Here is a 23866-nt window from a genome sequence, read left to right on the forward strand (position 1 = left end):
GGCAGGGTTTTCCCTCTGTTTGCGCGAAATGGCAAGAACGTGGCGCGATTGGCCAAGCGGGGTGACCCAGTGTCCTCGCAGAATAGCCCCAATCATCGACAAAGCCTTCTCGACAGAAAGCGCGGCAATCAAGAGGAATGTACATGAAGCAGCATAACAATCACTTCCGGTGGACCGGATACGCCCTGGCGATCGGTGTCGGTGTTGCAGCGTGGATTCCCTCGGCCCAGGCCCAGGATGATTGGCCAACGAAAACGATCCGCCTCGTAGTAGGCGGGCCCGCCGGCGGCACCGCTGACGCGCTGGCACGGCTGCTCGCGGAAGGCCTGCAGAAGACGTGGGGCAAGCCGGTGATCGTCGAAAACAAGGCTGGCGCCGCCGGTGCGCTCGCAATCGCCGACTTGCAGTCCACCGGCAAGGATGGCCATACGCTTCTGGTTATCCAGGGCGGCGTCGTGAGCGAAGCGCCTTTGGCCAACAAGGTCCATTACAAGCCGTTCGACGACCTGAAGCCGCTGGCCCAGGTCAGCCGGACGGGATTGGTACTGGTAGCCAACAAGGATCTGCCGGTTTCCAACCTGAAGCAATTGGTGGACTACGGCAAATCGCAAAAGGACGGTCTCGTCTTCGCGTCTTACGCGCCGGGGCTGAAGGGCCACACGTCGGGCATGCTGTTGGGACAACTCGCCCACGTACCCATGCGGCATGTGGGCTACAAGGGCTCTCCGCCGGCATTGAACGACCTCATGGGCGGCCACGTGCCGCTGATGTTCGATGGGGTGACGACCTCATTGCCGCTGATCAAGGCGGGCAAGATCAAGGCGATTGCGGTGGCCTATCCGACCCGGATTTCCGGACTGGCGGATGTGCCTACGTTCAAGGAACTCGGCTACCCGCAACTGGCGCAAGCAAGCTGGTTCGCCGTTTGGTCGCGTCCGGATGTCGCTCCGGCAGTCCAGCAAAAAGTGCGGGAGGCTACGCTGACGTACTTCAAGCAGCCTGCGGTGCAAAACCGCCTCAAGGAAATGGGCATGGAGCAGGGCGATGCCGTCACCTCGGAAGAGATGATGGCGGACCTGAAACAGGCCTACCAGCAACAGGCCGCGCTGCTCAAGTCGATCAACTACCAGCCGGAATGATGGGAAGGGATTTACGCTGGACTCGCCGCGGCGCTTGGCTCAGGTTTGCGCAACCATCAGCCAGCGCAAGCCCGGCTTCCGGCACGCGGTCGCGCAGGCCCGGGGGAGTAGAAGCGATGTGTGACTGTCAGGGTCGATGTTCAAACGGGTGCATCACCGACGATGGCGGTGCGCTCCATCTTCCGGTGACACGGCGGGTAATCCATCACTGCGTAATGCTGCGTCGAGCGGTTGTCCCAGAACGCGACACTGTTCTTCTTCCAGCGAAAACGCACCTGGTATTCCGGGATCATGGCCTGGCTGACCAGGTAGTTGAGCAGGTTGCTGGCGCCCGGCGACTTGTCCAGCCCGAAGCGCACGTTGGCTGGCACGTTGTAGTTGGTGAAATGCGTCGTAAAGCTTCCGTTGACGAACAGCACCTTCTCGCCGGTTTCCGGATGGACGCGCACCACCGGATGCTCGGCGTCGGGGTACTGGGCCTTCAGCGCAAGACGCTTTTCGATCGGCATTGCAGCGCCGAAGCTCGCCTCGATGCTGTGGCGCGCGCGCAATGAGCCGATCTTCGTCTTGATCTCTTCGGGCAACTGGTTATAGGCCTCGACCATGTTGACCCACATGGTGTCGCCGCCCACGGGCGGGCATTCGATACATCGCAGCACGCAACCCAGCGGCGGCTTTTCGCGCCAGGTGGCATCGGTGTGCCAGGAGTTCTCGTTGCGCTCGGGCGGACTGTCCGGAGTCTTGTAGATCTGCACCAGTCCCGGGTAATCGGGGTGGCTGCCCACCACCGGGTGGTCTTCCAGCTTGCCGAAGCGGCTCGCAAACGCCACGTGCTGCGCGCGTGTGATGTCCTGGTCGCGGAAGAACAGCACACGATGCTTGAGGAGCAATGCGCGGATCTCGGCCATCTGCCCGTCATCCTCCGCAGCCGCGCCCAGATTGACGTTGCTGAGCTCCGCACCGATTGTGCAAGTGAGGGGCTCGACCCGGATCGAACTGCTCAGGGAGGTTGCGCGGACCACGGCGGGGGCCGCGTCTGGGGATTGGGTCATGGACGTTGTCTCCTGTGATCGATCGGGCCGATCGGATCCTCTCAGTTTGGGCGCTGCAGGCGTTTCCCGCTTGACACTACGTGACAGGCATTTATCCTTAGCTGTCAAATGCTCACTCACCGCCCCCTCCGATGTCGTCACTTGTCCGCGCCGCAGCCCTCACGAACTTTAATGAGGTCGCTCGTGCCGGCGGCCTGGATCCGGTGCGGATGCTGCTCGATGCGGGACTGAGCCCGAGCGCGCTGCGCGAGCCGGACGTCATGATTCCCGTGGAGCGTCTCGGACGCTTGCTTCAGGCGTGCGCTACCCAGTCTGGCAACGAGAGTTTCGGGCTGTGCATGGCCGAGTCGCGCCTGTTGTCGAATCTCGGTCCGGTCGGGCTGCTGATCCGCGACCAGCCGACGCTGCGTGACTCGCTTCGGATGCTGATGCGCTATCAGGCGTTGCTCAACGGTTCGTTGTCGCTGGCGATCGAGGAGTGCGGCGATCTGGTCATCATCCGCGAAGTGGTCATGGCTGGACATGCGCATGAGCCCACGCGCCAGAGGGTCGAGCTGGCGCTCGGGGTGATGGTACGGTTGATACGCCAGCTCCACCGGTACGACTGGGAGCCGGCGCGCGTATGCTTCGAGCACCCGGCGCCGCGCGACCTCAGTGTGCACCAGCGCTTTTTCGGCCCGAACGTCGAGTTCAACTACGACTTCAACTGCATCCTCTGCACGAAGGCCGATCTCGACGCGCGCAACCCGTATGCCGATCCGGCCATGGCGCGCTATGTGCAGCAGTTGATCGACGCCACGGCCATGTCGAAGCAGGCCACCATGCTTGAGGACGTCCGCCGCATCGTGCTGTTGCTGCTGCCCAGCGGCCGGTGCAGCATCGAGCAGGTGTCCGAGCACTTGGGTATCGGGTGCCGCACGGTGCAACGCCGGCTGGCGGAAGAGGGTCAGCCCTTTTCAGCAGTCGTCAACGACATCCGCACGGAACTCGCGGCGCGCCATGTCATCGAGACCGACCGCCCATTGACCGAGGTGGCGACCTTGCTCGGGTTCTCGGCGCCGAGCGGATTCTCGCGCTGGTATCACGCGCAGTTTGGCTGCAGTCCCAAGGAAAGCCGCGCCGCGCGCGGCAGCGTGCGCCGATAGGCGGCTTCTTTTCGGATGAGCGTGGATGGCAATGCGGCCGGCGCAAGGGCCGGCCGCATGGGCAAGGGCTTGCCGCTTCAGCGGCTTACTTGCCGGTCCACACAGGTTTGCGCTTCTCGGCAAACGCAGCGGCGCCCTCGCGGGCATCGGATGACGTGAACACCGGGGCGACAAGCGGACGCTGGCGCTCGAACATCTCGGCCGCCGACCAGTCAGCGGACTCGCTGACGATCTGCTTGCTGACCGCCACGGCCATCGGACCATTGGCACCGACTTCCTCGGCCAGCGCGATCGCGGCTTCCAGTGCCTGGCCCGGCTCGGTCAGGCGATTGACCAGCCCGTACGTATGCGCCTGTTCGGCGCCGAGCATATTGCCGGTCAGCGCGTATTCCATGGCGATGTGGTACGGGATCCGGCTCGGCAGGCGCATCAGGCCGCCAGCGGCAGCCACCAGGCCGCGCTTGACTTCGGGCAGGCCGAACTTGGCCGCCTTCGAGGCCACGATCAGGTCACAGGCCAGCGCCATTTCAAAGCCACCGGCCAGTGCATAGCCTTCCACCGCGGCGATCAGTACCTTGCGCGGCTGCGCTTCGGTCAGGCCGCCAAAGCCGCGGCCCGGCAGGCTGGGGCGCTTGCCGGCCAGGAAGCCCTTCAGGTCCATGCCGGAGCAGAAGGTACCGCCCGCACCGGTCAGGATGGCCACGCTCAGGTCGTCGCGCGACTCGAGCTGGGCGAGCGCGGCGGCCAGCGCCGTCGCAGTCTCGAAGTCCATGGCGTTGCGCGCCTCGGGCCGGTTCATCGTGATCAGCAGGATATTGCCGCGCGTTTCAAGTTGCAGCGTGTCGCTCATGCTTGTCCTTGTGTTGCTTGAATCGGTATTGAAGAGAAACCGGCAGCTCAGCGCGGGGCCATGCGAATAGCGCCATCCAGCCGAATGGTTTCGCCGTTGAGCATGATGTTTTCGAGGATGTGCAGGGCAGTCGATGCGTACTCGTCCGGCGCGCCCAGGCGTGCCGGGTGCGGCACCATCGCGCCCAGCGAGGCGCGCACGTTTTCCGGCAGCTTGGCCAGCAGCGGCGTGTCGAACAGGCCCGGAGCAATCGTGCAGACACGGATCGCACGCTGCGCCAGGTCACGCGCGGCCACCAGCGTCATGCCGACGATGCCGGCCTTGGCCGACGAATACGGAATCTGGCCGATCTGGCCTTCGTAGGCGGCGACCGAAGCGGTCAGCACGCAGGCACCACGCTCGCCGTCGATCATTTCGTTCTTCGCCATGCGCGCGGCACCCAGGCGCAGCGCATTGAACGTGCCGATCAGGTTGATGCGCACGATCGACTCGTACTTTTCCAGCGAACCCGGCGAGCCGTCCTTCTCGACCACGCGCACCGCGGCACCAAGACCGGCGCAGTGCACCAGCGCGCGCAGCGGGGCGAGCGCTTCGGCCGCGTCGTAGACGGCGTTCATCTGGTCGGTGTCGCAGACATCGGCCTTGACGAAGCGCGCCTTGGGACCGAGTTCGTCCAGGGCGGCGTTGCCGCGTTCTTCGGAGAGGTCGGCGATCACCACGCTGACACCGCGCTCGATCAGGCGGCGTGCGGTAGCCAGGCCCAGGCCGGACGCGCCGCCGGTCACAACAGCGGACATATCTGCGGTCAGTTTCATCTTGAGTCTCCAGTTCTGATTCAGGAATTCAGGGATTCAGGGATTCAGCGATACGGAAATACGGCTAGTCGCGAAATGCGGCACGGACCGGTACACAGGCCGGTCCGTCAACGCCTTACAGACGTTCGATGATCGTGGCGTTGGCCATGCCGCCGGCTTCGCACATCGATTGCAGGCCGTAGCGGCCGCCGCTGTCCTCCAATGCGTGGAGCATGGTGGTCATCAGTCGCACGCCCGATGCACCGAGCGGGTGGCCCAGCGCAATCGCACCACCACGCGGGTTCAGGCGCGCCGCGTCGGCGCCCAGCGCCTTCTGCCAGGCCAACGGCACGCAAGCGAACGCTTCATTGATTTCGTAGTGGTCGATCTGATCGAGCTTGAGGCCGCTCTTCTTGATGGCGCGCTGGCTGGCCGGGATCGGTGCGGTCAGCATCATCACCGGATCGTCGCCACACACGTCGAAGGCCACGAAACGCGCACGCGGCTTCAGGCCCAGGCGCTGCGCCATGGATTCGCTCATCAGAAGCATGGCCGAGGCGCCGTCGCTGATCTGCGATGCATTGCCGGCCGTCACGTTCCAGCCGATCTGCGGGAAACGCGCGCTCAGCTCGTCATTGCGGAACGAGGCCTGCAGCGTGCCAAGCTTTTCGACCGAAGTGCCCGGGCGGATGGTCTCGTCGTGCTCGATCACGCCATTCGGCGTCACGATCGGCAGGATCTCGCGGCGGAATGCACCGGCTTCGCGTGCGGCAGCGGCCAGTTCGTGCGAACGAGCCGAGTAGCCGTCCATCTGCGCGCGGGACAGTTCGTACTTGGCGGCAACCAGTTCCGCTGCCACGCCCTGCGAGACCAGACCCGGCGCGTAACGCGCTTCCATCGACGGGCCATAGGGGTTCTGGCCGATACGGGCCGAACCCATCGGCACGCGGCTCATCGACTCGATGCCGCAGGCGATGACGATGTCATAGGCGCCGGCCATGATGCCCTGCGCGGCGAAATGCACGGCCTGCTGGCTCGAACCGCACTTGCGGTCGATCGTGGTGGCGGGCACATGGTCAGGGAAGCCGGCCGCCAGCCAGGCCACGCGGCCGGGGCCGGCGGACTGTTCGCCGGCCTGCGTGACGCAGCCGGTGATGACGTCGTCGACGAGACCCGGATCCAGCTTGTTGCGCTCCACCAGGCCCTTGAGCACCTGGGCCAGCAGTTCCGTGGCATGCAGTTCGGTGAAAGCCGAACCGGGCTTGGAGCGGCCCATCGGGCTGCGGATGGCGTCGACGATGACGGCTTGTTGCATGGAGGGTCTCCTGTAAGAGGGCAGCAGATTTCAGTTGGCAGCACGAGCTAGATAGTGAGACCTCGGTGCCAAAAAATGATCGTCCGATACGATGATTTGGCATTCTGGCTTCGGAAAAGCCCCCTGTAAATCTAAAGACGCTCGATTTGACTTCGGGAAAAACGAAGGGCACCATCCAGGTTTTGAGACGCTGGTATCGAAAAACCCGAGAAGCAGCCGTTTATATGACAAATGGATCACATAATCCGATGACCTTGCCAACCGCTGCGAGCGCGGACGCCGAAGGCGAAGCCCGCCTTGTCAGCGCCCTTGCGCGTGGCATTTCGATCCTCAACTGCTTTTCGCCGACCGTGCAGGAGCTGAGCAGCCGCGAACTCATGGAGCGGACCGGTCTGGCCAAGCCGACCCTTTTTCGGTTGCTCGATACCCTCTGCGAGCTGGGCCTGCTGCATTACTCGGAGCGCTTGTCGCGCTACGTGCCGGGCGTCGGACTCGTCAACATGGCCGCGCCCGCGCTCGCGCGCATGACGGTGCGCCAACTCGCGCGCCCGTTGATGCAGGAACTGGCCGACCATATCGAGGGTCAGGTCGAACTGATGGTCGGCTACGGGCACACGCTGACCTACGTGGAGATCGCCCAAGGCCTGCGCAGCCGTGTATTCCGGCCGGAAGTCGGCACCCGCGTGTCGATGTCGCGGACGGCGTCGGGCCGCGCCTACCTGTCAATGATGGGTGAGAGGGAACGGAACGCTTACCTGGAACAACTCCGCGCCACCGATCCGCAGCGCGCGACGTGGCTGCAGGGCCGGCTGGAAGAGGCCCTGCACGACCTTGACGAGCACGGCTTCTGCCGTGGCCACCGCGATCTGCATCGGGAAATCGAGGCGATTGCCGTGCCCATGCGCGCCCGGCGCGATGGCGAAGCCTGGCTGGTCGCCGCCTCCGTGCCTGTATTCAGCCAGCAGAGCAAGCAACTGTTCGAAGACGTCGGGCCGCGGCTGGTCAGCCTGGTGCGCAACGTGGAGGGGTCGCTGGGGGCAGCGGGGTAATGTGAAACAAAGGCGGCGCGCAAGGGCAATCCGGCGGCCGCCTGAAGTCCACGCCTCAGTTGCCCGAAAACACCGGCTTGCGCTTTTCCAGGAAGGCCTGCACCGCCTCACGATGATCGGCGGTCTGGTGCGACAGCGCCTGGAAGCCCGCGGAAAGCTCCAGCAGCGTGTCCAGCCGCGTATGCATGCCTTCACGCAACAGGCGCTTGGCAAGCCGCACGGCGTGCGGCGGATTGGCCGCGATGCGCTCGGCCATGGCGTTCGCGGCTGGCAGGAGTTCTTCGGGCGGCACCACGCGCGATACCAGGTTCCATTCCAGCGCTTGCTGTGCGCTGATGGACTCGCCGGTGAAGATCATCTCGGCGGCACGCGAGAGCCCGATCACGCGCGGCAGCAGCCATGCGCCGCCATCGCCGGGGATGATGCCCAGCCGCACGAACGATTCCGCGAACTGCGCGCGTTCGGACGCAATGCGGATATCGCACATGCAGGTCAGGTCCAGGCCGGCACCCATGGCCGCGCCATTGACGGCGGCGATTACCGGTACTTCGAGGTTGAACAGCGCCAGCGGCAGCCGCTGGATGCCGCAGCGGTAATCCTGGCGGATCTCCATGCCGCTCACCTCGCCAGAGGCCTGGCGTTCCATGTCATGGATATTGCCGCCTGACGAGAACGCGGTGCCCGCGCCGGTGATGATGACGGCGCGCACGCTGCGGTCGCCGTGAATACGGTCGATCGCGGCCAGGAACTCGTCGACGGCGGTATTGCCGGTCAGCGGGTTGCGGCGCTCGGGTTCGTTCATGGTCAGGGTCACGATGTGGCCCTGCTGCTCGTAGCGAAGGAAGTCAGCCATGTTGTGGTCTCTCCGTTTCTGAATCTGAAAACGCGTTATTGCTTCGGAATGCCGGCCTGCTCGGCTGCCTCGGACCAGCGGCGGATATCCGCGAGCTGGAAGCGGCGCAGTTCGTCGGCGCCGGCGACAAAGACATCCCAGTTGGTGCGCGCGAGGAACTCGGCCGATTCCGGCGTGCTGTAGATCTCGACGATGGCCTGCTCCAGTTTATGCAGCACCGGCTTGGGCGTGCGGGCCGGCGCGAACGCGGCGGTCCAGTTCACCATGAAATAGCCGGGAAAGCCGCTTTCCTGCAGCGTAGGCGTGTCGGGGCGGCTGGCGAGGCGCTTGTCGCCCGTGACCGCCAGGATGCGGAGCTTGCCGGCCTGCAGCAGCGGCAGCGTGGCGCCGTAGTCGGCAAATGCGAAGTCGATCTGGCCGGCGGCCACGTCGGTCAGCGCAGGCGCTGCGCCCTTGTAGGGCACATGGTTGCCCTTGACGCCTGCACGGGTCAGGAACAGTTCGGTGGCGATCTGGTACGAGGCGCTACCACCGCCATAGTTGAGCTTGCCGGGATTACGGCGCGCCGCGTCGACCAGGCCAGCTACGTCGCGGTAGGACGATGAGGCCGGCACCACCAGCGCCATGGCGCCAACGCCAAGCCGCGCAATGGGCGCCAGGTCGGCCACCGGGTCATAGGGCAGCTTGCGGAACATGGCCACATTGGTGGCGACAGGCGAGTTGCTGGCCAGCAGCAGCGTGTAGCCGTCCGGCTCGGCGCCGACAACGGCCTGCGCGGCGATGAAGCTGTTGCCGCCGGGGCGGTTCTCCACCACCACCGGCTTGCCGAGCTTCTCTTCGAGCTTGCGCGCAACGTAGCGTGCGCTTGTGTCGGTGCCGCTGCCCGGCGGGAACGACACCACCAGCTTGACCGGCCGGTCCGGATACTCCGCGCGTGCCGGTGCGGCACAGAGCACCAGCGTGGCGAGGACGGTTACGCCCGCGATGGCTGCCACGCGCCTTTTGATTGCCTGCATGTTGTCTCCTCGTATGCGTTTGCCCGTTCGACGGGTCTGTGCCGCCAAGGCTAAGGGGAGGGGCATGCGCGCGTCCAATATTCATTTATTGCCGCGCGATATCCGCTAGATATCGCTCTCGAACAAATGAATATTGGACACTGACACTCGCGCACTCCTAAGCTGAGTTCCGCTGCTTCTCCGTGGTCCGTGCTCCGTCATTCGGACCGGTGGCGGCAGAACAGGCCCAGAACAGCAAGGAGACCCATGAAGAAAGCCCTCGGACACCTCAGGGTGCTGGACCTCACACGCGTGCTGGCCGGCCCCTGGGCGACGCAGAACCTTGCCGATATGGGCGCGGACGTGATCAAGATCGAACGGCCTGGCGCGGGCGACGACACGCGCGCCTGGGGCCCGCCCTTCCTGCGCGATGCACAAGGCGAGGAGACGCGCGATTCGTCCTACTTCCTGAGTGCCAACCGCGGCAAGCGCTCGGTGACGGTGGATATCGCCACGCCCGCGGGCCAGGCCATCATCCGCGACCTCGCGCGTGAGGCCGACGTGGTGGTCGAAAACTACAAGGTCGGCACGCTGGCGCGCTACGGGCTGGGCTACGAAGACCTGCGCGCCATCAACCCGCGGCTCGTGTATTGCTCGATCACCGGCTTCGGCCAGAGCGGCCCGTACGCATCGCTGCCCGGCTATGACTTCGTGTTCCAGGGCATGGGCGGGCTGATGAGCATCACCGGCATGCCCGACGGCGAGCCCGGAGGCGGGCCGGTCAAGTCCGGCATCGCCATTACCGACCTGCTGACCGGCATGTACGCGACCACGGCCATTCTCGCCGCGCTGGAACACCGGCACGTAAGCGGCGTTGGCCAGTACATCGACATGGCGCTGCTCGACTGCGTGGTGACGATCAACTCGTACCAGGCGATCAACTACTTCCTGTCGGGAAAGATTCCGCAGCGCATGGGCAATGCGCATTCGAACATGGTCCCGTACCAGGTGTTCCGCTGCAAGGAGGGCGACGTCATCGTCGCGGTCGGCAACGACGGCCAGTATCGCGCACTGTGCAAGGTGATCGGGCGGCACGACCTGGGCGAAGACGAACGCTTCGCGACTGCCGGGAACCGCAACCGCAACCGAGAGGTGCTGATCCCGCAAGTCGCCGAAGCCATGCTGGCGCGCACCATGACGGAATGGGTCGAGCTGCTCGAAGCGGCTAACGTGCCTTGCGGCCCGATCTACAACATGCAGCAGGTATTCGAGGATCCGCAGGTACGCCATCGCGAGATGCAGCTGTCGCTGCCGCACAGCGCTGGCGTGAGTGCACCAGGCCTGGCCAACCCGATCCGGTTGTCCGACACGCCGGTCACATACGAGCGCTCCGCGCCGACGCTGGGCGAGCATACCGACGCTGTACTCGGCGAACTCGGCTACGACGCCGCGCGTATTGCCGCGTTGCGCAAGGAGGGTGTGCTGTAGGCCACATCGACGGCATCGCTGCATGAACACATACCAACCAGAGGAGACAGCAGTGAAGACCCGATTCCCGTTGCGCCTGGCCGTCGCGATGACCGCGGCCGTGCTTGGCGTCATGGCCGTACCCGCAGGCGCCCAGTCCCGCGCGCAGCCGATCCGCTTTGTCGTGCCATACCCGCCCGGCGGCGCGGCCGACCAGATCACGCGGCTCGTGGCCCAGCAGGCAAGCGTGAAGCTCGGCACGCCCATCGTGGTGGACAACAAGGGCGGTGCGGGCGGCATCATCGCCGCCGAAACCGTGGCGCGAGCCGAACCCGATGGCAAGACCTTCCTCGTGGGTTCCAACGCGCCGCTGGTCATCAACAGCGCGCTCTATACGACGTTGCCGTATGACCCCGTCAAGGACTTCAAGCCCGTCGCCGGCATGGGCAAGTCGCCGCTGCTGCTGGTCACGCGGCAGGACTTGCAGGTGAAGTCCGTGAAAGACCTGGTGGCGCTGGGCAAGCAATCGCCCGGCAAGTTGACGATGGGCTCGGCCAGCAGCGGCAATATCACGCACCTGGCGGGCGAATACGCGGTGTCATCGCTCGGCCTCAAGGTCACGCACGTACCGTTCGCGGGCAGTGCGCCGGCCATCATCAGCCTGATGGGCAAGAACGTCGACATCATGTTCGATGCCTTGCCGTCGTCCATGCAGCAGGCAAAGAGCGGCAAGCTGCAGGCGCTGGCCATCCTCGACCGCAGCCGCTTTCCGCTGCTGCCCGATGTGCCGACCATGCAGGAACTCGGCTATCCGGGCCTGGAAGCGAGCGCGTGGTTCGGCGTCGTCGCACCCGCGCGCACGCCTGACGCGGCCATTGCCGGGCTGAACCGCGCCATCAACGACGCGCTGCAGCAGCCGGACCTGCAGGACAAGCTGCATGCCATCGGCGCGCAGCCGATGCCGGGCTCGGCGGAGGCATTCGGTCAGTTCGTGCGTGACGAGCGTGCGCGGTGGATTCCGCTGGCGAAGACGCTTGGGGTTAAAGCGGACTGAGCTGCAGGGGCGGGCGCCATCCGGCGAAAGCCCCGAGTACAAAGCGGGAACGCACGCCCTGTGCGTTCCCGCTCGGTTCAATCCTCCGCAACGAAGCCGGTCGCCTCCACGATGGGCCGCCATGCGGCGCGTTCCTTCTGGATGCGATGCCGCGCCTCCTGCCCGGGCCGCGCCACCACTTCAAGGCCCAATGCTTCGAGCTTGGCGGCGGTGGACGGGTTTGCCGAAGCGGCAAGGAACATTTTCTCGACCTTGGCCAGCACATCGGGCTGAGTGCCCGCCGGCAGGAACACGCCGTTCAAAAGACCGACGGGCCGGCGCCAATGTGCCGGCCCGCCAGACCTCAAGGACACACGGGAGCAGGGCGCCTTCGGGCCGCCTCGGCCGATCTTCGCCCGATCTCAGAAGACCAGCGTTGCCGTCCCCATGAAGGTCTTCGTACTGTCAATGCGGTTCTTGCTGGCCACGGTCGGTACCCATCGCAATCCCAGTGACAGCTTGCTTTTGGCGCCGACCTTGGTGTCGTAGGTGACGATCGGGCCCAGGGCCCAGTCGTGCCCGCGGAAACCGTTGAGCCGGTCGGCGGTCGGACCGCTGTCGTCGCCGAGCTGCTGCGTGGTGCCTGCGACAATGCCGGCGCCGAAGCCATTGGCGAAACGCTTGAGCACCATCGCATCGAGCGTGAAGAGCGGAGCGTTCTGGTAGTCGGTGGCGTTGTTGCGCGTATAGAACTGGATGCCAGCCACGGCATCGAACTCCAGGCCGTGTTCTGGCATCAGCTTGGTGAACGCCACCTGCGGGATGAAAGTCCAGTTATTCAGGCTCGGGTTGGCCAGCGCGTTCTTGTCATACTGCCCGGTCGGTGCCCAGATATTCAGGCTCAGCGCCATGTGGGCCGTCTGGGAAAAGTGATAGCCGGCGATCACCGGCGTGAACGTGATGTCGAACAGGTTCGAGGCGCGGTCTTCCGTGCGTCCCTGCAGCCGGCCGGCCGAAAACGTGGCACCGACCTGTGTCCATACATAAGGCAGCGTGAAGCTGGATGCAAAGTTCCACGCGCCGGGGCCCGTGTCCCAGACTTTCATGATCGTGGCCAGCGTGAAGGCGATCTCCGCGTCGATACCAAGCGAAGTCTGGCCGACGACCGGCACCTGCCGGCCGCCGCCGATCGATCCGTTCAGGTAGATCTCCCCGAAATTGACCACGGTAATGGGCTCGGGCGCCACGATGCCGGCATTGGGCAGCACGCTGGTGCCGGTGACCGGGCGGCCCAGGCCGCCTTCGGTCGCGTGTGCGGTGCCCATGCATGCGCCTGCTACGGCCAGCCCGGCAACGAGCGGTCGGGGCGAAGGGAAGCGACGAATCGATCGGGCTGGCGCAATTTGCATGTTCGCTCCTCGTTGCCGGTCGCGAAGGGCCGGATGCCGGGTGATACGGGCGTCTGGTTAGTTATGGCGTTCTGGATAGTACTTAATTTAGTTTTCCAGTTTCCCCGGCATTGTCGCCGTGGCGCGTCGGACCACGAAGTTAAAGTTTTCAAATCGCCATTAAAAATGTCCCAAAGATAGAACAGCGAGACATGTCACGGACCGGCACGCTTCATGCTGCCCCCGGGACGGGATGCCATCTTTCGAGGAACCCCACCAGCGCATCGGCCGGCAATGCGCGCGAATACAGCCAGCCTTGCGCGTACTGGGCGCCGTGCTCTTTCAGGTAACGCGCCTGCGCTTCATGCTCGACGCCCTCGGCCACGACTTCAAAGCCGAGTTCATGCGCCATGCTGATGATGTGCGGCGCCACCGTGCTCGACGCCGCATCGCGCCCGATCGTGTCGGTAAACGACTTGTCGATCTTCAGCGCGTCGACCTTGAAGTTCTGCAGGTAGGACAGGCTCGAGTACCCCGTGCCGAAATCATCGATATAGACGGGGTGGCCGGCATCGCGGAAGGCCTGGATGATGCCCCGGGCGGCTTCGGCCTCTAGGAAGGCGTGCTCCGTGATCTCGATACGGATCTGCCGTGCGCCAATGCCCGTGCCGGGAAGGCGGGCGCTCAGCACGTCGAGGAAGCGGCGCGCCTTCAGGTCCTGCACGTCGACGTTGACGGAAACATAGAAGTCGGGATGGCTGCGCAGCCAGTCGCCGAGATCCTGCAGGACGTTGTCCAGCACCTGGTCTGTAATCTGTGCCATCAGTCCCGCACGCCCGGCCACCGACAGCAGCAGTTCCGGAGACACCATCTCGCCGTTATGCTGCCAGCGAAGCAGGGCCTCCGCGCCGACACAGCGTGGGTCTGCCAGCGCGATGATCGGCTGGAAATGCACGCTGATCTGGCGGCGTTTGACCGCGTTGCGCAGCGCCCATTCCAGCGAGAACCTGTGAGAAACAAGGCGCAGCGTCAGCGCGCCGGCCGCGGTGCCGATCGCCAGCCCCGTCAAGATGCACAGGCCCAGCAACAGCGGCCAGTTGGAGACCAGGCGGCCCCGCGGAGCCCGGGTCACCACCGCGAACGGCATGCTCGCGGAGCGGACCACCGCGTAGTAGTGGCTATTGTCGCGGGCCGAGGGATCGGCGTACTGGCGTTCCATCTCCACCGGGTCCGTGCCGGCCTTGGCCGCCACCAGACGACCGGTGCCGAGGCTCACGGCCGCCAGGTCGCGCCGCTCGAGGTCGACCACATCCACCATGGACTGCGGATCCAGCGAGACGTAGTGGCCGCTGCGGCCGACCAGCAGTTCGGGGCGGGGCGCCCCGAACGGATTACGTACCGAGAACCAGTATTCCAGCCCGTCCAGGCCCTGCCAGTCCTGCTCAGGCAGTGTCAGTCCGCGGCCATAAGCATCGCCGAGCAGCGCCGAACACAGCCGCGTGTTGCCGACGCGCCGGCCGGCATCCTTGACATAGCGGTAGGTAAAGGCGACGCGCCGCAGCGCGAGCAGGTTTCCCGGCGAGCACGGCGGATCGGTCTGCGCCTCCATTTCCTGAAGGCCCTGGATGGCATCAGTCATGACGCGCTCGATGCGCAGCACCGCCGCCCGTGTAAAGGCGTGCAGGTGTTCCTGTTCGCGCCGGTCCGCTTCCTGCTCGGCCACGCGCACGCTGACCAACACCGGGACCAGCGCCGCGACGCTTGCCAGCGCCACCGACATCAGCAGGAACATGGGACGATTCATCCGCGTACCAGTAGACCGTTTTGCAAGGGGTACGCAAGATTACTACGCGCCTTCGGCGACTTTGCCGACATTGCGTATTCAGAATCTTTTGCACGGCAGTGAATTTTTTCGCGTCGTGCGCGGATGGGGTCCGTTTGCCGGCCCACGCGGGCACAATTCAGGCAGGGTGAGGGCAGTATGGCTCACGCACCGGTGGCGGAACTGCCCATTCGTGACCGGATTCGTGACCCGTTCGGGTCAACAGGTGTCAGGCTATGACTGTAGTGATGGTCCTGCTGATCGCGCTGCCACTTGTCGCCGCCGTCCTGACATGGCTGGCGGGCAAGCGTGCCGCTCAGCTCGTTGCACCGATCACCATCGGCTTCCCGCTGGCGGCGCTTGTGCTGCTGTTCAGCGTGCGCGAAGCGGTGTTCGACCACCCCGACCATGCGCTCGTCTGGCGCGTCAACTGGCTTCCAGAGATCGGCCTGAACCTCGGCCTGCGGCTGGACGGCCTGTCTTTCCTGTTCGCGCTGCTGGTCATCGGCGTAGGCCTTCTCGTCGTCCTGTATGCACGCTACTACCTGCCGCGCAATGCCTCGGCAGTGCGCTTCTTCTGCCTGCTGTTGTTGTTCATGGCCGCCATGCTCGGCGTGGTGCTCGCCGATAACCTGTTGCTGCTGGCGATTTCGTGGGAACTGACCAGCATCCTGTCTTTCCTGCTGATCGGCTTCTGGTCGTGGCGCGAGGACGCGCGCCAGGGCGCGCGCATGGCGCTCACGGTCACGGGTGGCGGAGGCCTTGCACTGCTGGCGGCGGTGTTGCTGCTCGGGCGCATCTGCGGCAGCCTGGAACTGGGCGACGTCCTGGCGCAGGCCGGCAACGTGCAGCGCCATCCGCTGTACCTGCCGATGCTGGTGCTGGTGCTGCTTGCGGTATTCACCAAGTCCGCGCAATTTCCGTTCAGCTTCTGGCTCCCACACGCCATGGCAGCGCCGACGCCGGTTTCGGCCTACCTGCACTCGGCCACGATGGTCAAGGCGGGCGTATTCCTGCTGGCGCGGCTTTACCCGGTGCTGGATGGCACCAACGCCTGGTTCTACCTCGTCAGCATGACGGGCCTGGTCACGCTGATCATGGGCGCGGCACTGGCGCTGCTGCAGCGGGACCTGAAGGGCCTGCTCGCGTATTCGACCATCAGCCATCTCGGCCTGATCACGCTGCTGTTCGGGCTCGACACGCAACTGAGCACCGTCGCCGCGCTGTTCCACATCATCAACCACGCGGTATTCAAGGCGTCGCTATTCATGGCCGCCGGCATCATCGACCATGAAACCGGCACGCGCGACCTGGACCGCCTGCACGGGCTGGCGCGCTACATGCCGCATACCGCGCTGCTGGCCGTGGTGGCGTCGCTGTCCATGGCCGGCGTGCCGCTGTTCAACGGCTTCCTGAGCAAGGAGATGTTCTTTGGCGAGACGCTGGCGCAGGGCCTGCTCGGCGATTTCAACTGGGTGATTCCGGCAGCCGCCACGGTGGCCGGCGCCATGACCATGGCCTACTCGCTGCGCTTCATCTACGGTGTCTTCTTTGGCGGCGAGCGCCCCGATGTACCAAACTATCCGCCGCACGAACCGCCGCGCTTCATGAAGCTGCCGGTCGAACTGCTGGTGGTGATCTGCCTGGTGGTGGGCCTGGCGCCTGGCTATACAGTTGGCGACCTGCTTGCAACCACCGCGCTGGCCACGCTGCGCGCGCCGCTGCCCGACTACAGCCTGCACCTGTGGCATGGCTTCAACCTGCCGCTGCTCATGAGCCTGGTTTCCATGGCCGGCGGCGCGGCGCTGTTCTTCCTGCGGCGCGACGCCTTGCGGCGCTGGCAGCAGGCAATCGAACCGCTGAGTGCGCGACGTTCGTTCGAAGCGGGCATTGCCGCGCTGGAACGCCTGGCCCGCGCGCTGACGCAGCGCATGGAGAACGGTTCGCTGCAGCGCTACATGGCCTGGATGCTGGCCGCGCTGGTGGCGGTGCCAGCGGTATTCCTCGCCGATCTGGATACGCTGGCCGGGACAACCTCCGATGGAACGATCGATCCAATGGGCGCGGCTTACCTCGGCTTGCTGGCGTTGTGCGCTGTGGCGGTAGTCGTAGCTCGGCGCCAGCGCGTGGCGGCGCTGGTGTTCCTGAGCACGTGCGGGCTTCTGGTATCACTGCTGTTCACGCGCTTCTCGGCCCCCGACCTGGCCCTCACGCAGATTTCGGTTGAAGTGGTCACCGTCCTGCTGCTGGTCCTGGCGCTGTTCTACCTGCCGCCGGAGCCGACCATGGCCGCAGCACCAACGCGGCAGGTGCGGGACATCGTGCTGGCGTTCGGCGGCGGAGGCATGCTCGCCATCTGCGCCTACGCGGTGATGACGCGGCCTTACGATCCGGTGTCGGGCTTCTACGTCGAGAACGCCGTGCCGGGCGGCGGGGGCCACAACGTGGTCAACGTGCTGCTTGTGGATTTCCGCGGCTTCGACACGATGGGCGAAATCTGCGTGCTGCTGATTGCCGGACTGGCTGTGCAGGCACTATTGCGCGGCATGCGGCTACCGATGCCCGAGGCCGGTCCCGACGGCAAGGCATGGTCGGCGCAACGGCATCCGTTGCTGCTGGCCATGCTCGCGCGGCTGATGCTTCCGCTGACGCTGCTGGTGTCCGTGTTCTTGCTGCTGCGCGGGCACAACCTGCCGGGCGGTGGCTTCATTGCGGCGCTGATCACATCGGTGGCGCTGCTGCTCCAGTACGTTGCCAGCGGCGTGCGCTGGACCGAGGCGCGCATCGCCCCGGACTACCGTGCGCTGGCCGGTATCGGCATCCTGATTGCCGGGTTGACTGGCCTTGGCAGCCTCGCGTTCGGCTTTCCGTTCCTGACCACTGCGTTCGGGCATTACCACGTGCCCGGACTCGGCGAAATCGAACTCGCGACGGCGATGATCTTCGACCTTGGCGTGTACGGCACGGTGACCGGAACCACGCTGCTGATCGTCTCGCACCTGGGCGTGCGCAACACGCCGGCGGCATTCGGGCGGCCGCGGCAGGGCAAAAAGGGCGCATGATGGCGGCGCTCTATGCCGGAGCAATCGGCGTGCTTGGTGCGTGTGGCATCTACCTGCTGCTGCGGGCGCGTACGTTCACTGTCGTGCTCGGCCTCACGCTGCTGTCGTACGCGATCAGCCTGTTTCTGCTTGGCATGGGCCGGCTTACGATCGGCAGGCCGCCGGTGATCGCGTCGGGCGCCAGCTATGCCGACCCGCTGCCGCAGGCACTGGTGCTGACCGCAATCGTCATCGCGTTCGGCATGACGGCATTCGCGGTGGTGCTGTCGCTGCGCTCGCTGGGCCTGACAGGCAGCGACCATGTCGATGCCGCCGGACAAAACGATGCGCAAGCGACGGAGGGCCGCCCGTGACCCACGTCCTGCTGCTTCCCATCCTTGTGCCGATGTTCGCCGGTGCACTGCTGACCGCCATGCCTATGCACAGGCTGCGCGCGCAGCGCGTGGTGTGCATGGCCGCCACGCTGCTGCTGGTACCGGTTGCCGGGCTGCTTGGGGACCAGGCCGCGGGCGGCAGCATCGCCGTCTACGCGCTCGGCAACTGGCAGGCGCCGTTCGGCATCGTCCTGCAACTCGACCGTCTTGGCGCGATGATGCTGGGGCTGACCGCGCTGCTGGCACCGGCGGCGCTCGCAGCTGCAGGGCCGGAACTCGTGCGTGCGGGCCGCCATTTCCACGCCTTGTTTCAGTTCCAGCTCATGGGACTGAACGGCGCGTTCCTGGCCGGCGACCTGTTCAATCTGTTCGTGTTCTTCGAAATCCTGCTGATCGCTTCGTACGCGCTGCTGATCCACGGCGCAGGGCGCGACCGCATCGGCGCGGGACTGCACTACGTGTTGCTGAACCTTGTGGCATCGTCGTTCTTTCTCGTCGCCATCGGCATGCTGTACGGGCTGACCGGAACACTAAACCTCGCGCATATAGGCTTGCGTTTGCAGGGCCTGCCGGCCTCAGATTTGCCGCTGGCGGTGGCCGCGGGTGTCATGCTGATGCTGGTATTCGGACTCAAGGCTGCCTTCTTTCCACTGTACTTCTGGCTGCCGCGTGCGTATGCGCAGACCGCGGGGCCGGTGGCGGCGCTGTTCGCGGTGATGACAAAAGTCGGCCTGTACGCGATCCTGCGCTGTGACGCACTGGTCTTCGGCGCCGGGCAAGGACTGCTCGCGCCATTCATGCAGACATGGTTGCCGGTGCTGGCGCTGGCGACGCTGGCAGTGGGCGCCATCGGCGCACTGGCAGCCACCAGCCTGCGTGCGCTGACCAGCTACCTTGTGCTCGCCTCCGTTGGACTGCTCGGCATTGCCGTCGCCATGCAGACGCCCGTCGCCTGGGCCGCTGCCCTGTACTACCTGCTTAGCACGACACTATGCACGGCGGCGCTGTTCCTGCTGGCTGACGCGCTGGAGCCCCCGCATGCGGACGGGCAGGTGTCGATGGTGGCCGGCACGCGGCTCGCTGGTCTGCTTTACCTGACCGGCGCGGTGGTGGCGGTGGGCCTGCCGCCGCTGTCGGGCTTCCTCGGCAAGGTCATGATCCTGCGCGCCGTACCGACCGACAGTGCCATCGTCTACTGGCCTGCCATCCTGGCATCCGGACTGGTGTTGCTGGTGGCTGCGTCGCGCACAGGCACGCGCCTGCTGTGGCGCCTGCCGCACGATGGCAGCCACCCGTCGCAGGATGCCGCCGTGCCAGCGCGCGTCCGCTCACGCCCCGAAGGCCGCAAGCTTGCCTGCAGCGCGTTCCTGCTGGCCTGCAACGTCATGCTGACGGCATTTGCCGCGCCGGTAAGCGCCTATGTCGGACAGGCAGCCGTCCAACTGCAGGATCGCACTGCTTACGTTCGCGCCGTGCTGCCAGCCGGCGTTCCGGAAACGGCGGAGAGGTAGGTCAATGCTCGCGCGCCAGTTCCCGCATCCATGGCTGAGCCTGATCCTGCTGCTGATGTGGCTGATGCTGTCCAACAGCGTGGCGCCGGCACACTGGCTGCTTGGCGCATTCCTGGGCTGGGGGCTGGGACGGCTCGCGGACCTGTGGCTCGTGCTCGGGCCATTCCGGCTGTCGCGCCCGGACCTGATGCTGCGGCTGGCCGTGCATGTGCTGATCGACATCGTGGTCGCCAATGTGGAAGTGGCGATCCTCGTGCTGGGCCGCACGGCGCGGCTGCGGCCCGCATTCATTGTCGTACCGCTCGATGTCGAGCATGAACTTGCGACCACTGCACTGATCAGCATCGTCTCGCTGAGCCCCGGCACACTGTGCGCGGAACTCAGCGACGATCGCCGCAGCCTGCTGGTGCACGTGCTGGACCTCGACGACGAAGCCGCCCTGGTCGAACGCATCAAGTCGCGCTATGAAGTGCCATTGAAGGAGATCTTCCTGTGCTTGCCCTCGTGATACCGGTCTGCCTGGCGATCCTGGGCCTGGCGTTCCTGCTGACCTTCGTGCGCCTGGTGCGCGGCCCCGCGCTGGTGGACCGCATCGTCGCGCTGGACACGCTCAATATCAACGCTATCGCGGTAATCGTCGTGCTCGGCATCAGCCTGCGCTCGGCGATGTTCTTCGAGGCAGCGCTGCTGATCGCGTTGACGGGCTTCGTCGGCACCGTTGCGTTGACCAAGTACCTGCAGCGCGGCGACATCATCGAGTACTAGCCATGCCTGCAAGCGGAAGCGTTCCGATGAGCACGATCGCCGAACTTGCCGTCTGCGTACTGCTCCTGACTGGCAGCCTGTTCACGCTGGTCGGCGCCATCGGCCTGTTCCGGCTGCCGGACGTCTTCATGCGGCTGCACGGGCCGACCAAATCGACCACGCTCGGCGTGGGCGGCGTGGTGGTGGCATCGGTGGTGTATTTCAGTTGCCAGGGGCAGGGTGCCAGCGTGCACGAACTGCTGGTGACGGCCTTCCTGTTCCTGACCGCGCCGATCAGCGCGCACATGCTGGCCAAGGCAGCCATCCAGCGGCAGTTGCCGGTGGATCCACGCACGCGTGGTGGACCATGGGCTGCCGTGGGGCGAGTTCAGGCGGAGGACATGCAGGCGGCAAACGTAAATGCTGGCGAGCAGGCAGACAGTTAGAATGCCCGGCTGGCATTCACCGTCGCTTCCCATGCTCCCTTCAAGAACCCGCCGCACCTTGCTTTTGGCCGCCGCCGCGGCTCCGTTTGCCTCCGCCTGCGCCAGTTCGGCGCGCTCCACCACGCCTGACGCCGAATCGAGACTGGCCGCGCTGGAGCGCAGTGCCGGCGGCCGCCTTGGCGTATTCGCGCGCCACACCGGCGATGGCCGCCAGGTACGGCATCGCGCCGAGGAGCGCTTCCCGTTTTGCAGCACGTTCAAGGTGATACTCGCCGGCGCTGTCCTGCAGCGCAGCGCAGGCGCGCCCGGCCTGCTCGATGAGCATGTCCGCTACACGCGCCAGGACCTGGTTGCCTATTCCCCCATTACGGAGAAGCGTGTCGCGGACGGCATGACCATCGCCCAGTTGTGCGCCGCTGCGATCCAATACAGCGACAACGGCGCCGCTAACCTGCTGATGCACCGTCTCGGCGGCCCCGCTGCCGTGACCGGATTCGCGCGCTCCATCGGCGACCAGACCTTCCGGCTCGACCGCTGGGAAACCGAACTGAATACCGCGATTCCCGGCGATCCGCGCGATACTTCAACGCCTGCCGCCATGGCAGCCAGCCTGCAGGCGCTGGCGCTCGACGGCGCCTTGCCCCCAGTACAGCGCAATCAATTGCAGGCATGGCTGCGCGGCAATACGACCGGCGCAGCGCGCATCCAGGCAGGAATGCCCGCCGGCTGGCAGATCGGCGACAAGACCGGCAGCGGCGACTATGGCACGACCAACGACATCGCCGTGTTGTGGCCCCTGGCGGGCGCGCCGATCGTGGTTGCTATCTATTTCACGCAAGCCGCCCCGGATGCGAAGTGGAGCAATGAAACGATCGCCAGCGCGGCGCGCATCGCGCTCTCCGCGCTGGGCTGAAATCGTCAGGCAGTTGGTTGCACATACGGCGTAGAGTCGGCAAGTGCGCCGAACTACGGATACATCACTTTTTCCGTCATCTTTCAAGGTCATGCTTCAGAACCCCTGAGGGGTGACGATAACGCGAGGGCCAACACCCTGGTGTCCACGAATGACGAGCCGCTGAAAACCAGCACCGTACCCCGGTGCGATGCGGCTGCCGTGGTCTGAAGTCACGGGCGGGCGGGTGCCTCACGGCATCCACCGCAATAGATGCAGATACGGTTCAAGTGGAGAGATTTCAGGTATGTTGAATTCGTTCAAGCGCGTGCGCATCGGCACGCGGCTGGCGGCGGCGTTTTCGCTCAGTGTGTTTATGTTGCTGGTGATTGCCGTGGTGGCGTTGCAGAAGATGGCCACCATGGACGCCAATACGCAACTCATCGTATCGGACCTGAACAACAAGATCCTCGAGTTCCATGGACTGAAGGATCGCGCGGCCCATACAGCCATCATTCTGCGCGACCTGGCGCTGGCGCCGGACGCGACCAAGGTGGAGAAGGGCGTTGCCAGGATCGCAGCGCTGCGTGCCGTCAACGAAGAGAAGATCCGAGGCATGGCGAACATCTTCTACACCGACAAGGGCAAGGCGCTGTACAAGGACCTCGCGGCGGCCGATACGCGCTACTGGTCGCGCGTGGCGATCGTGATCGATGGCGTGCGTGCCGGCGATGCGGAGAAGGCGCGCGCCGAGCTCAACGGTGAACTGTCTGCCGCGCAAGCGAGCTACTTCGCGCCGCTGGATGCCCTGATGGAAGTGGGCAAGGCCGTCAGCGCGAAGGAATCGGCGGAGGCGAACGAGGCCTACCGTTCGGCGAAGGTGTGGCTGCTCAGCGTGCTGGCGATCGCGGTGCTCGCGGCCGTGGTGTCGGCCGTGCGCATCACGCGCTCCGTGACGCGGCCGGTGGCTGATGCCGTAAAGGCGGCCCAGGCACTCGCGCAGGGCGATCTGTCCTATCCCGTCACGGCGACCAGCCACGACGAAATCGGCGAGATGATGCAGGCGCTGGAACGCGCGTTCACGCAGCTACGCACGCTGGTGGTAAACATCCAGGTTGCGTCGGGCTCGGTCGACAGCGCCGCGCATGAAATCGCGCAAGGCAACACCGACCTGTCCCAGCGCACCGAGCAGCAGGCGGCTTCGCTGCAGGAAACCGCGGCCTCGATGGAGGAACTGACTTCGACCGTCACGCAGAACGCGGGCAACGCACGCGCTGCGCGCAAGCAGGCGCAGGACGCGATGGGCGTGGCCGACAATGGCGCGGCGACGGTGCGCGGTGTGGTGGAGGTCATGCAAGGCATTTCGACTGCGGCGACGCGCATGGCCGACATCATCGGCGCGGTGGAAGGCATCGCGTTCCAGACCAATATCCTTGCGCTGAACGCCGCTGTGGAAGCGGCGCGTGCCGGCGAACAGGGGCGCGGATTCGCGGTCGTGGCGGGCGAGGTGCGCACGCTCGCGCAGCGCTCGTCCGGTGCGGCGAAGGAGATCCGCGAACTGATCTCGTCGTCGCTGCAGCAGGTGGAAGCCGGTACCGGGCGCGTGGCGCAGGCCGGCGAAGCGATGGACAGCATCGTCATGGCGGTACGTCAGGTGACCACGCTGATCGAGGAAATCGCCGAGGCGAGCGACGAGCAGTCGACCGGCATCGAGCAGGTCAACCAGGCCGTCGCGCAGATGGATCAGGCCACGCAGCAGAATGCGGCGCTGGTCGAGCAGGCGGCCGCGGCAGCCGAGAGCCTGCGGGAACAGGCGTCGCGGCTGGTCGCGGATGCGGGCACGTTCCGTGTTGAGGCGGCGGGGGCCATCGGCTGGCGTTGATCGACGTTGATCGACGTTGATCGACCATTACGCAGCACGGCCGTTTGCGCTAC

General features: G+C 65.4%; 21 protein-coding genes and 1 pseudogene. 13 read left to right on the plus strand and 9 right to left on the minus strand.

What is annotated here, in order from left to right; translation table 11 throughout:
- Positions 1-143: 143 nt before the first annotated feature.
- On the plus strand, positions 144-1139 hold the full coding sequence (locus K2O51_RS21055; RefSeq protein ID WP_011297828.1) for a Bug family tripartite tricarboxylate transporter substrate binding protein: 996 nt from the start codon (positions 144-146) through the stop codon (positions 1137-1139).
- 140 nt (positions 1140-1279) lie between these two features.
- Here the strand turns inward: K2O51_RS21055 and K2O51_RS21060 are convergent, their stop codons facing one another.
- Entirely contained in the window at positions 1280-2191 is a 912-nt protein-coding gene (locus K2O51_RS21060) for a TauD/TfdA dioxygenase family protein (RefSeq protein WP_140951680.1), read from the minus strand.
- Between the two features lie 131 nt (positions 2192-2322).
- Here K2O51_RS21060 and K2O51_RS21065 point away from each other — a divergent pair, with 131 nt between their 5' ends.
- On the plus strand, positions 2323-3336 hold the full coding sequence (locus tag K2O51_RS21065; protein WP_011297830.1) for an AraC family transcriptional regulator: 1014 nt from the start codon (positions 2323-2325) through the stop codon (positions 3334-3336).
- Positions 3337-3421: 85 nt separating this feature from the next.
- Here the strand turns inward: K2O51_RS21065 and K2O51_RS21070 are convergent, their stop codons facing one another.
- From K2O51_RS21070 to K2O51_RS21080, 3 genes are all read right to left on the minus strand, one after another.
- The gene (locus K2O51_RS21070) at positions 3422-4186 is read right to left on the minus strand and encodes a crotonase/enoyl-CoA hydratase family protein (RefSeq protein WP_220631610.1); all 765 of its coding nucleotides are present in this window, start codon (positions 4184-4186) and stop codon (positions 3422-3424) included.
- 47 nt (positions 4187-4233) lie between these two features.
- Positions 4234-5001 (minus strand): SDR family NAD(P)-dependent oxidoreductase, encoded by a 768-nt coding sequence (locus K2O51_RS21075; RefSeq protein ID WP_011297832.1) that lies wholly within the window; start codon positions 4999-5001, stop codon positions 4234-4236.
- 115 nt (positions 5002-5116) lie between these two features.
- On the minus strand, positions 5117-6295 hold the full coding sequence (locus K2O51_RS21080; protein WP_011297833.1) for a thiolase family protein: 1179 nt from the start codon (positions 6293-6295) through the stop codon (positions 5117-5119).
- A 224-nt stretch (positions 6296-6519) separates the two neighbouring features.
- On the opposite strand from K2O51_RS21080, the gene K2O51_RS21085 reads away from it, so the two are divergent.
- Complete coding sequence (locus K2O51_RS21085) at positions 6520-7344, plus strand: IclR family transcriptional regulator (RefSeq protein WP_220631611.1); 825 nt, start codon at positions 6520-6522, stop codon at positions 7342-7344.
- A gap of 55 nt (positions 7345-7399) precedes the next feature.
- Here K2O51_RS21085 and K2O51_RS21090 read toward each other — a convergent pair whose 3' ends face one another.
- Both K2O51_RS21090 and K2O51_RS21095 read right to left on the minus strand, forming a co-directional pair.
- On the minus strand, positions 7400-8197 hold the full coding sequence (locus K2O51_RS21090) for a crotonase/enoyl-CoA hydratase family protein (protein WP_220631612.1): 798 nt from the start codon (positions 8195-8197) through the stop codon (positions 7400-7402).
- 35 nt (positions 8198-8232) lie between these two features.
- Positions 8233-9213, minus strand: coding sequence for a Bug family tripartite tricarboxylate transporter substrate binding protein (locus K2O51_RS21095; protein WP_220631613.1), 981 nt, complete (start codon positions 9211-9213; stop codon positions 8233-8235).
- Positions 9214-9459: 246 nt separating this feature from the next.
- On the opposite strand from K2O51_RS21095, the gene K2O51_RS21100 reads away from it, so the two are divergent.
- Both K2O51_RS21100 and K2O51_RS21105 read left to right on the plus strand, forming a co-directional pair.
- Entirely contained in the window at positions 9460-10680 is a 1221-nt protein-coding gene (locus tag K2O51_RS21100; RefSeq protein WP_220631614.1) for a CaiB/BaiF CoA transferase family protein, read from the plus strand.
- 88 nt (positions 10681-10768) lie between these two features.
- On the plus strand, positions 10769-11713 hold the full coding sequence (locus K2O51_RS21105; RefSeq protein WP_041679935.1) for a Bug family tripartite tricarboxylate transporter substrate binding protein: 945 nt from the start codon (positions 10769-10771) through the stop codon (positions 11711-11713).
- Positions 11714-11790: 77 nt separating this feature from the next.
- Here K2O51_RS21105 and K2O51_RS21110 read toward each other — a convergent pair.
- The 3 genes and pseudogenes from K2O51_RS21110 to K2O51_RS21120 form a co-directional block, all read right to left on the minus strand.
- Positions 11791-12009: pseudogene (locus tag K2O51_RS21110) on the minus strand (tripartite tricarboxylate transporter substrate-binding protein); the annotation flags it as partial.
- A gap of 105 nt (positions 12010-12114) precedes the next feature.
- Positions 12115-13017, minus strand: coding sequence for a SphA family protein (locus K2O51_RS21115; protein WP_049796417.1), 903 nt, complete (start codon positions 13015-13017; stop codon positions 12115-12117).
- A 295-nt stretch (positions 13018-13312) separates the two neighbouring features.
- Positions 13313-14884, minus strand: coding sequence for an EAL domain-containing protein (locus K2O51_RS21120; RefSeq protein WP_011297840.1), 1572 nt, complete (start codon positions 14882-14884; stop codon positions 13313-13315).
- A 254-nt stretch (positions 14885-15138) separates the two neighbouring features.
- On the opposite strand from K2O51_RS21120, the gene K2O51_RS21125 reads away from it, so the two are divergent.
- The 8 genes from K2O51_RS21125 (at position 15139) to K2O51_RS21160 (ending at position 23813) form a co-directional block, all read left to right on the plus strand.
- Complete coding sequence (locus K2O51_RS21125) at positions 15139-17964, plus strand: monovalent cation/H+ antiporter subunit A (RefSeq protein ID WP_220631615.1); 2826 nt, start codon at positions 15139-15141, stop codon at positions 17962-17964.
- Entirely contained in the window at positions 17964-18317 is a 354-nt protein-coding gene (locus K2O51_RS21130) for a Na+/H+ antiporter subunit C (protein WP_041679938.1), read from the plus strand. The genes K2O51_RS21125 and K2O51_RS21130 overlap by 1 nt, the downstream gene beginning before the upstream one ends.
- Positions 18314-19849: a monovalent cation/H+ antiporter subunit D gene (locus K2O51_RS21135; protein WP_220631616.1), complete on the plus strand. Its 1536-nt coding sequence runs from the start codon at positions 18314-18316 to the stop codon at positions 19847-19849. The genes K2O51_RS21130 and K2O51_RS21135 overlap by 4 nt, the downstream gene beginning before the upstream one ends.
- A 4-nt stretch (positions 19850-19853) precedes the next feature.
- On the plus strand, positions 19854-20357 hold the full coding sequence (locus K2O51_RS21140; protein ID WP_011297844.1) for a Na+/H+ antiporter subunit E: 504 nt from the start codon (positions 19854-19856) through the stop codon (positions 20355-20357).
- Positions 20342-20614 carry a K+/H+ antiporter subunit F gene (locus K2O51_RS21145; RefSeq protein ID WP_140951700.1) on the plus strand — a complete coding sequence of 91 codons (273 nt, stop codon included), beginning with the start codon at positions 20342-20344 and terminating at the stop codon, positions 20612-20614. The genes K2O51_RS21140 and K2O51_RS21145 overlap by 16 nt, the downstream gene beginning before the upstream one ends.
- Before the next feature lie 26 nt (positions 20615-20640).
- Positions 20641-21039, plus strand: a complete 399-nt coding sequence (locus K2O51_RS21150; RefSeq protein WP_245001947.1) for a Na+/H+ antiporter subunit G — start codon at positions 20641-20643, stop codon at positions 21037-21039.
- Between the two features lie 31 nt (positions 21040-21070).
- On the plus strand, positions 21071-21952 hold the full coding sequence (bla, locus tag K2O51_RS21155; protein ID WP_140951704.1) for a class A beta-lactamase: 882 nt from the start codon (positions 21071-21073) through the stop codon (positions 21950-21952).
- A gap of 286 nt (positions 21953-22238) precedes the next feature.
- A complete protein-coding gene (locus K2O51_RS21160) occupies positions 22239-23813 on the plus strand; it encodes a methyl-accepting chemotaxis protein (protein WP_011297848.1) in 1575 nt (524 codons plus the stop codon).
- The last annotated feature ends 53 nt before the right edge of the window (positions 23814-23866 follow it).

The sequence above is a fragment of the Cupriavidus pinatubonensis genome (genome assembly GCF_019602855.1).
In the GTDB taxonomy this organism is placed as follows: Bacteria; Pseudomonadota; Gammaproteobacteria; order Burkholderiales; family Burkholderiaceae; genus Cupriavidus; species Cupriavidus pinatubonensis.

Coding starts and splice junctions, on each gene's coding strand:
- K2O51_RS21080 (WP_011297833.1), bottom strand. CDS start 6,295: ATGCAACAAGCCGTCATCGTCGACGCCATCCGCAGCCCGATGGGCCGC.
- bla (WP_140951704.1), top strand. CDS start 21,071: ATGCTCCCTTCAAGAACCCGCCGCACCTTGCTTTTGGCCGCCGCCGCG.
- K2O51_RS21090 (WP_220631612.1), bottom strand. CDS start 8,197: ATGGCTGACTTCCTTCGCTACGAGCAGCAGGGCCACATCGTGACCCTG.
- K2O51_RS21115 (WP_049796417.1), bottom strand. CDS start 13,017: ATGGGCACCGCACACGCGACCGAAGGCGGCCTGGGCCGCCCGGTCACC.
- K2O51_RS21075 (WP_011297832.1), bottom strand. CDS start 5,001: ATGAAACTGACCGCAGATATGTCCGCTGTTGTGACCGGCGGCGCGTCC.
- K2O51_RS21140 (WP_011297844.1), top strand. CDS start 19,854: ATGCTCGCGCGCCAGTTCCCGCATCCATGGCTGAGCCTGATCCTGCTG.
- K2O51_RS21065 (WP_011297830.1), top strand. CDS start 2,323: ATGTCGTCACTTGTCCGCGCCGCAGCCCTCACGAACTTTAATGAGGTC.
- K2O51_RS21100 (WP_220631614.1), top strand. CDS start 9,460: ATGAAGAAAGCCCTCGGACACCTCAGGGTGCTGGACCTCACACGCGTG.
- K2O51_RS21085 (WP_220631611.1), top strand. CDS start 6,520: ATGACAAATGGATCACATAATCCGATGACCTTGCCAACCGCTGCGAGC.
- K2O51_RS21105 (WP_041679935.1), top strand. CDS start 10,769: ATGACCGCGGCCGTGCTTGGCGTCATGGCCGTACCCGCAGGCGCCCAG.
- K2O51_RS21055 (WP_011297828.1), top strand. CDS start 144: ATGAAGCAGCATAACAATCACTTCCGGTGGACCGGATACGCCCTGGCG.
- K2O51_RS21070 (WP_220631610.1), bottom strand. CDS start 4,186: ATGAGCGACACGCTGCAACTTGAAACGCGCGGCAATATCCTGCTGATC.
- K2O51_RS21120 (WP_011297840.1), bottom strand. CDS start 14,884: ATGAATCGTCCCATGTTCCTGCTGATGTCGGTGGCGCTGGCAAGCGTC.
- K2O51_RS21130 (WP_041679938.1), top strand. CDS start 17,964: ATGGCGGCGCTCTATGCCGGAGCAATCGGCGTGCTTGGTGCGTGTGGC.
- K2O51_RS21150 (WP_245001947.1), top strand. CDS start 20,641: ATGAGCACGATCGCCGAACTTGCCGTCTGCGTACTGCTCCTGACTGGC.
- K2O51_RS21095 (WP_220631613.1), bottom strand. CDS start 9,213: ATGCAGGCAATCAAAAGGCGCGTGGCAGCCATCGCGGGCGTAACCGTC.
- K2O51_RS21125 (WP_220631615.1), top strand. CDS start 15,139: ATGACTGTAGTGATGGTCCTGCTGATCGCGCTGCCACTTGTCGCCGCC.
- K2O51_RS21060 (WP_140951680.1), bottom strand. CDS start 2,191: ATGACCCAATCCCCAGACGCGGCCCCCGCCGTGGTCCGCGCAACCTCC.
- K2O51_RS21160 (WP_011297848.1), top strand. CDS start 22,239: ATGTTGAATTCGTTCAAGCGCGTGCGCATCGGCACGCGGCTGGCGGCG.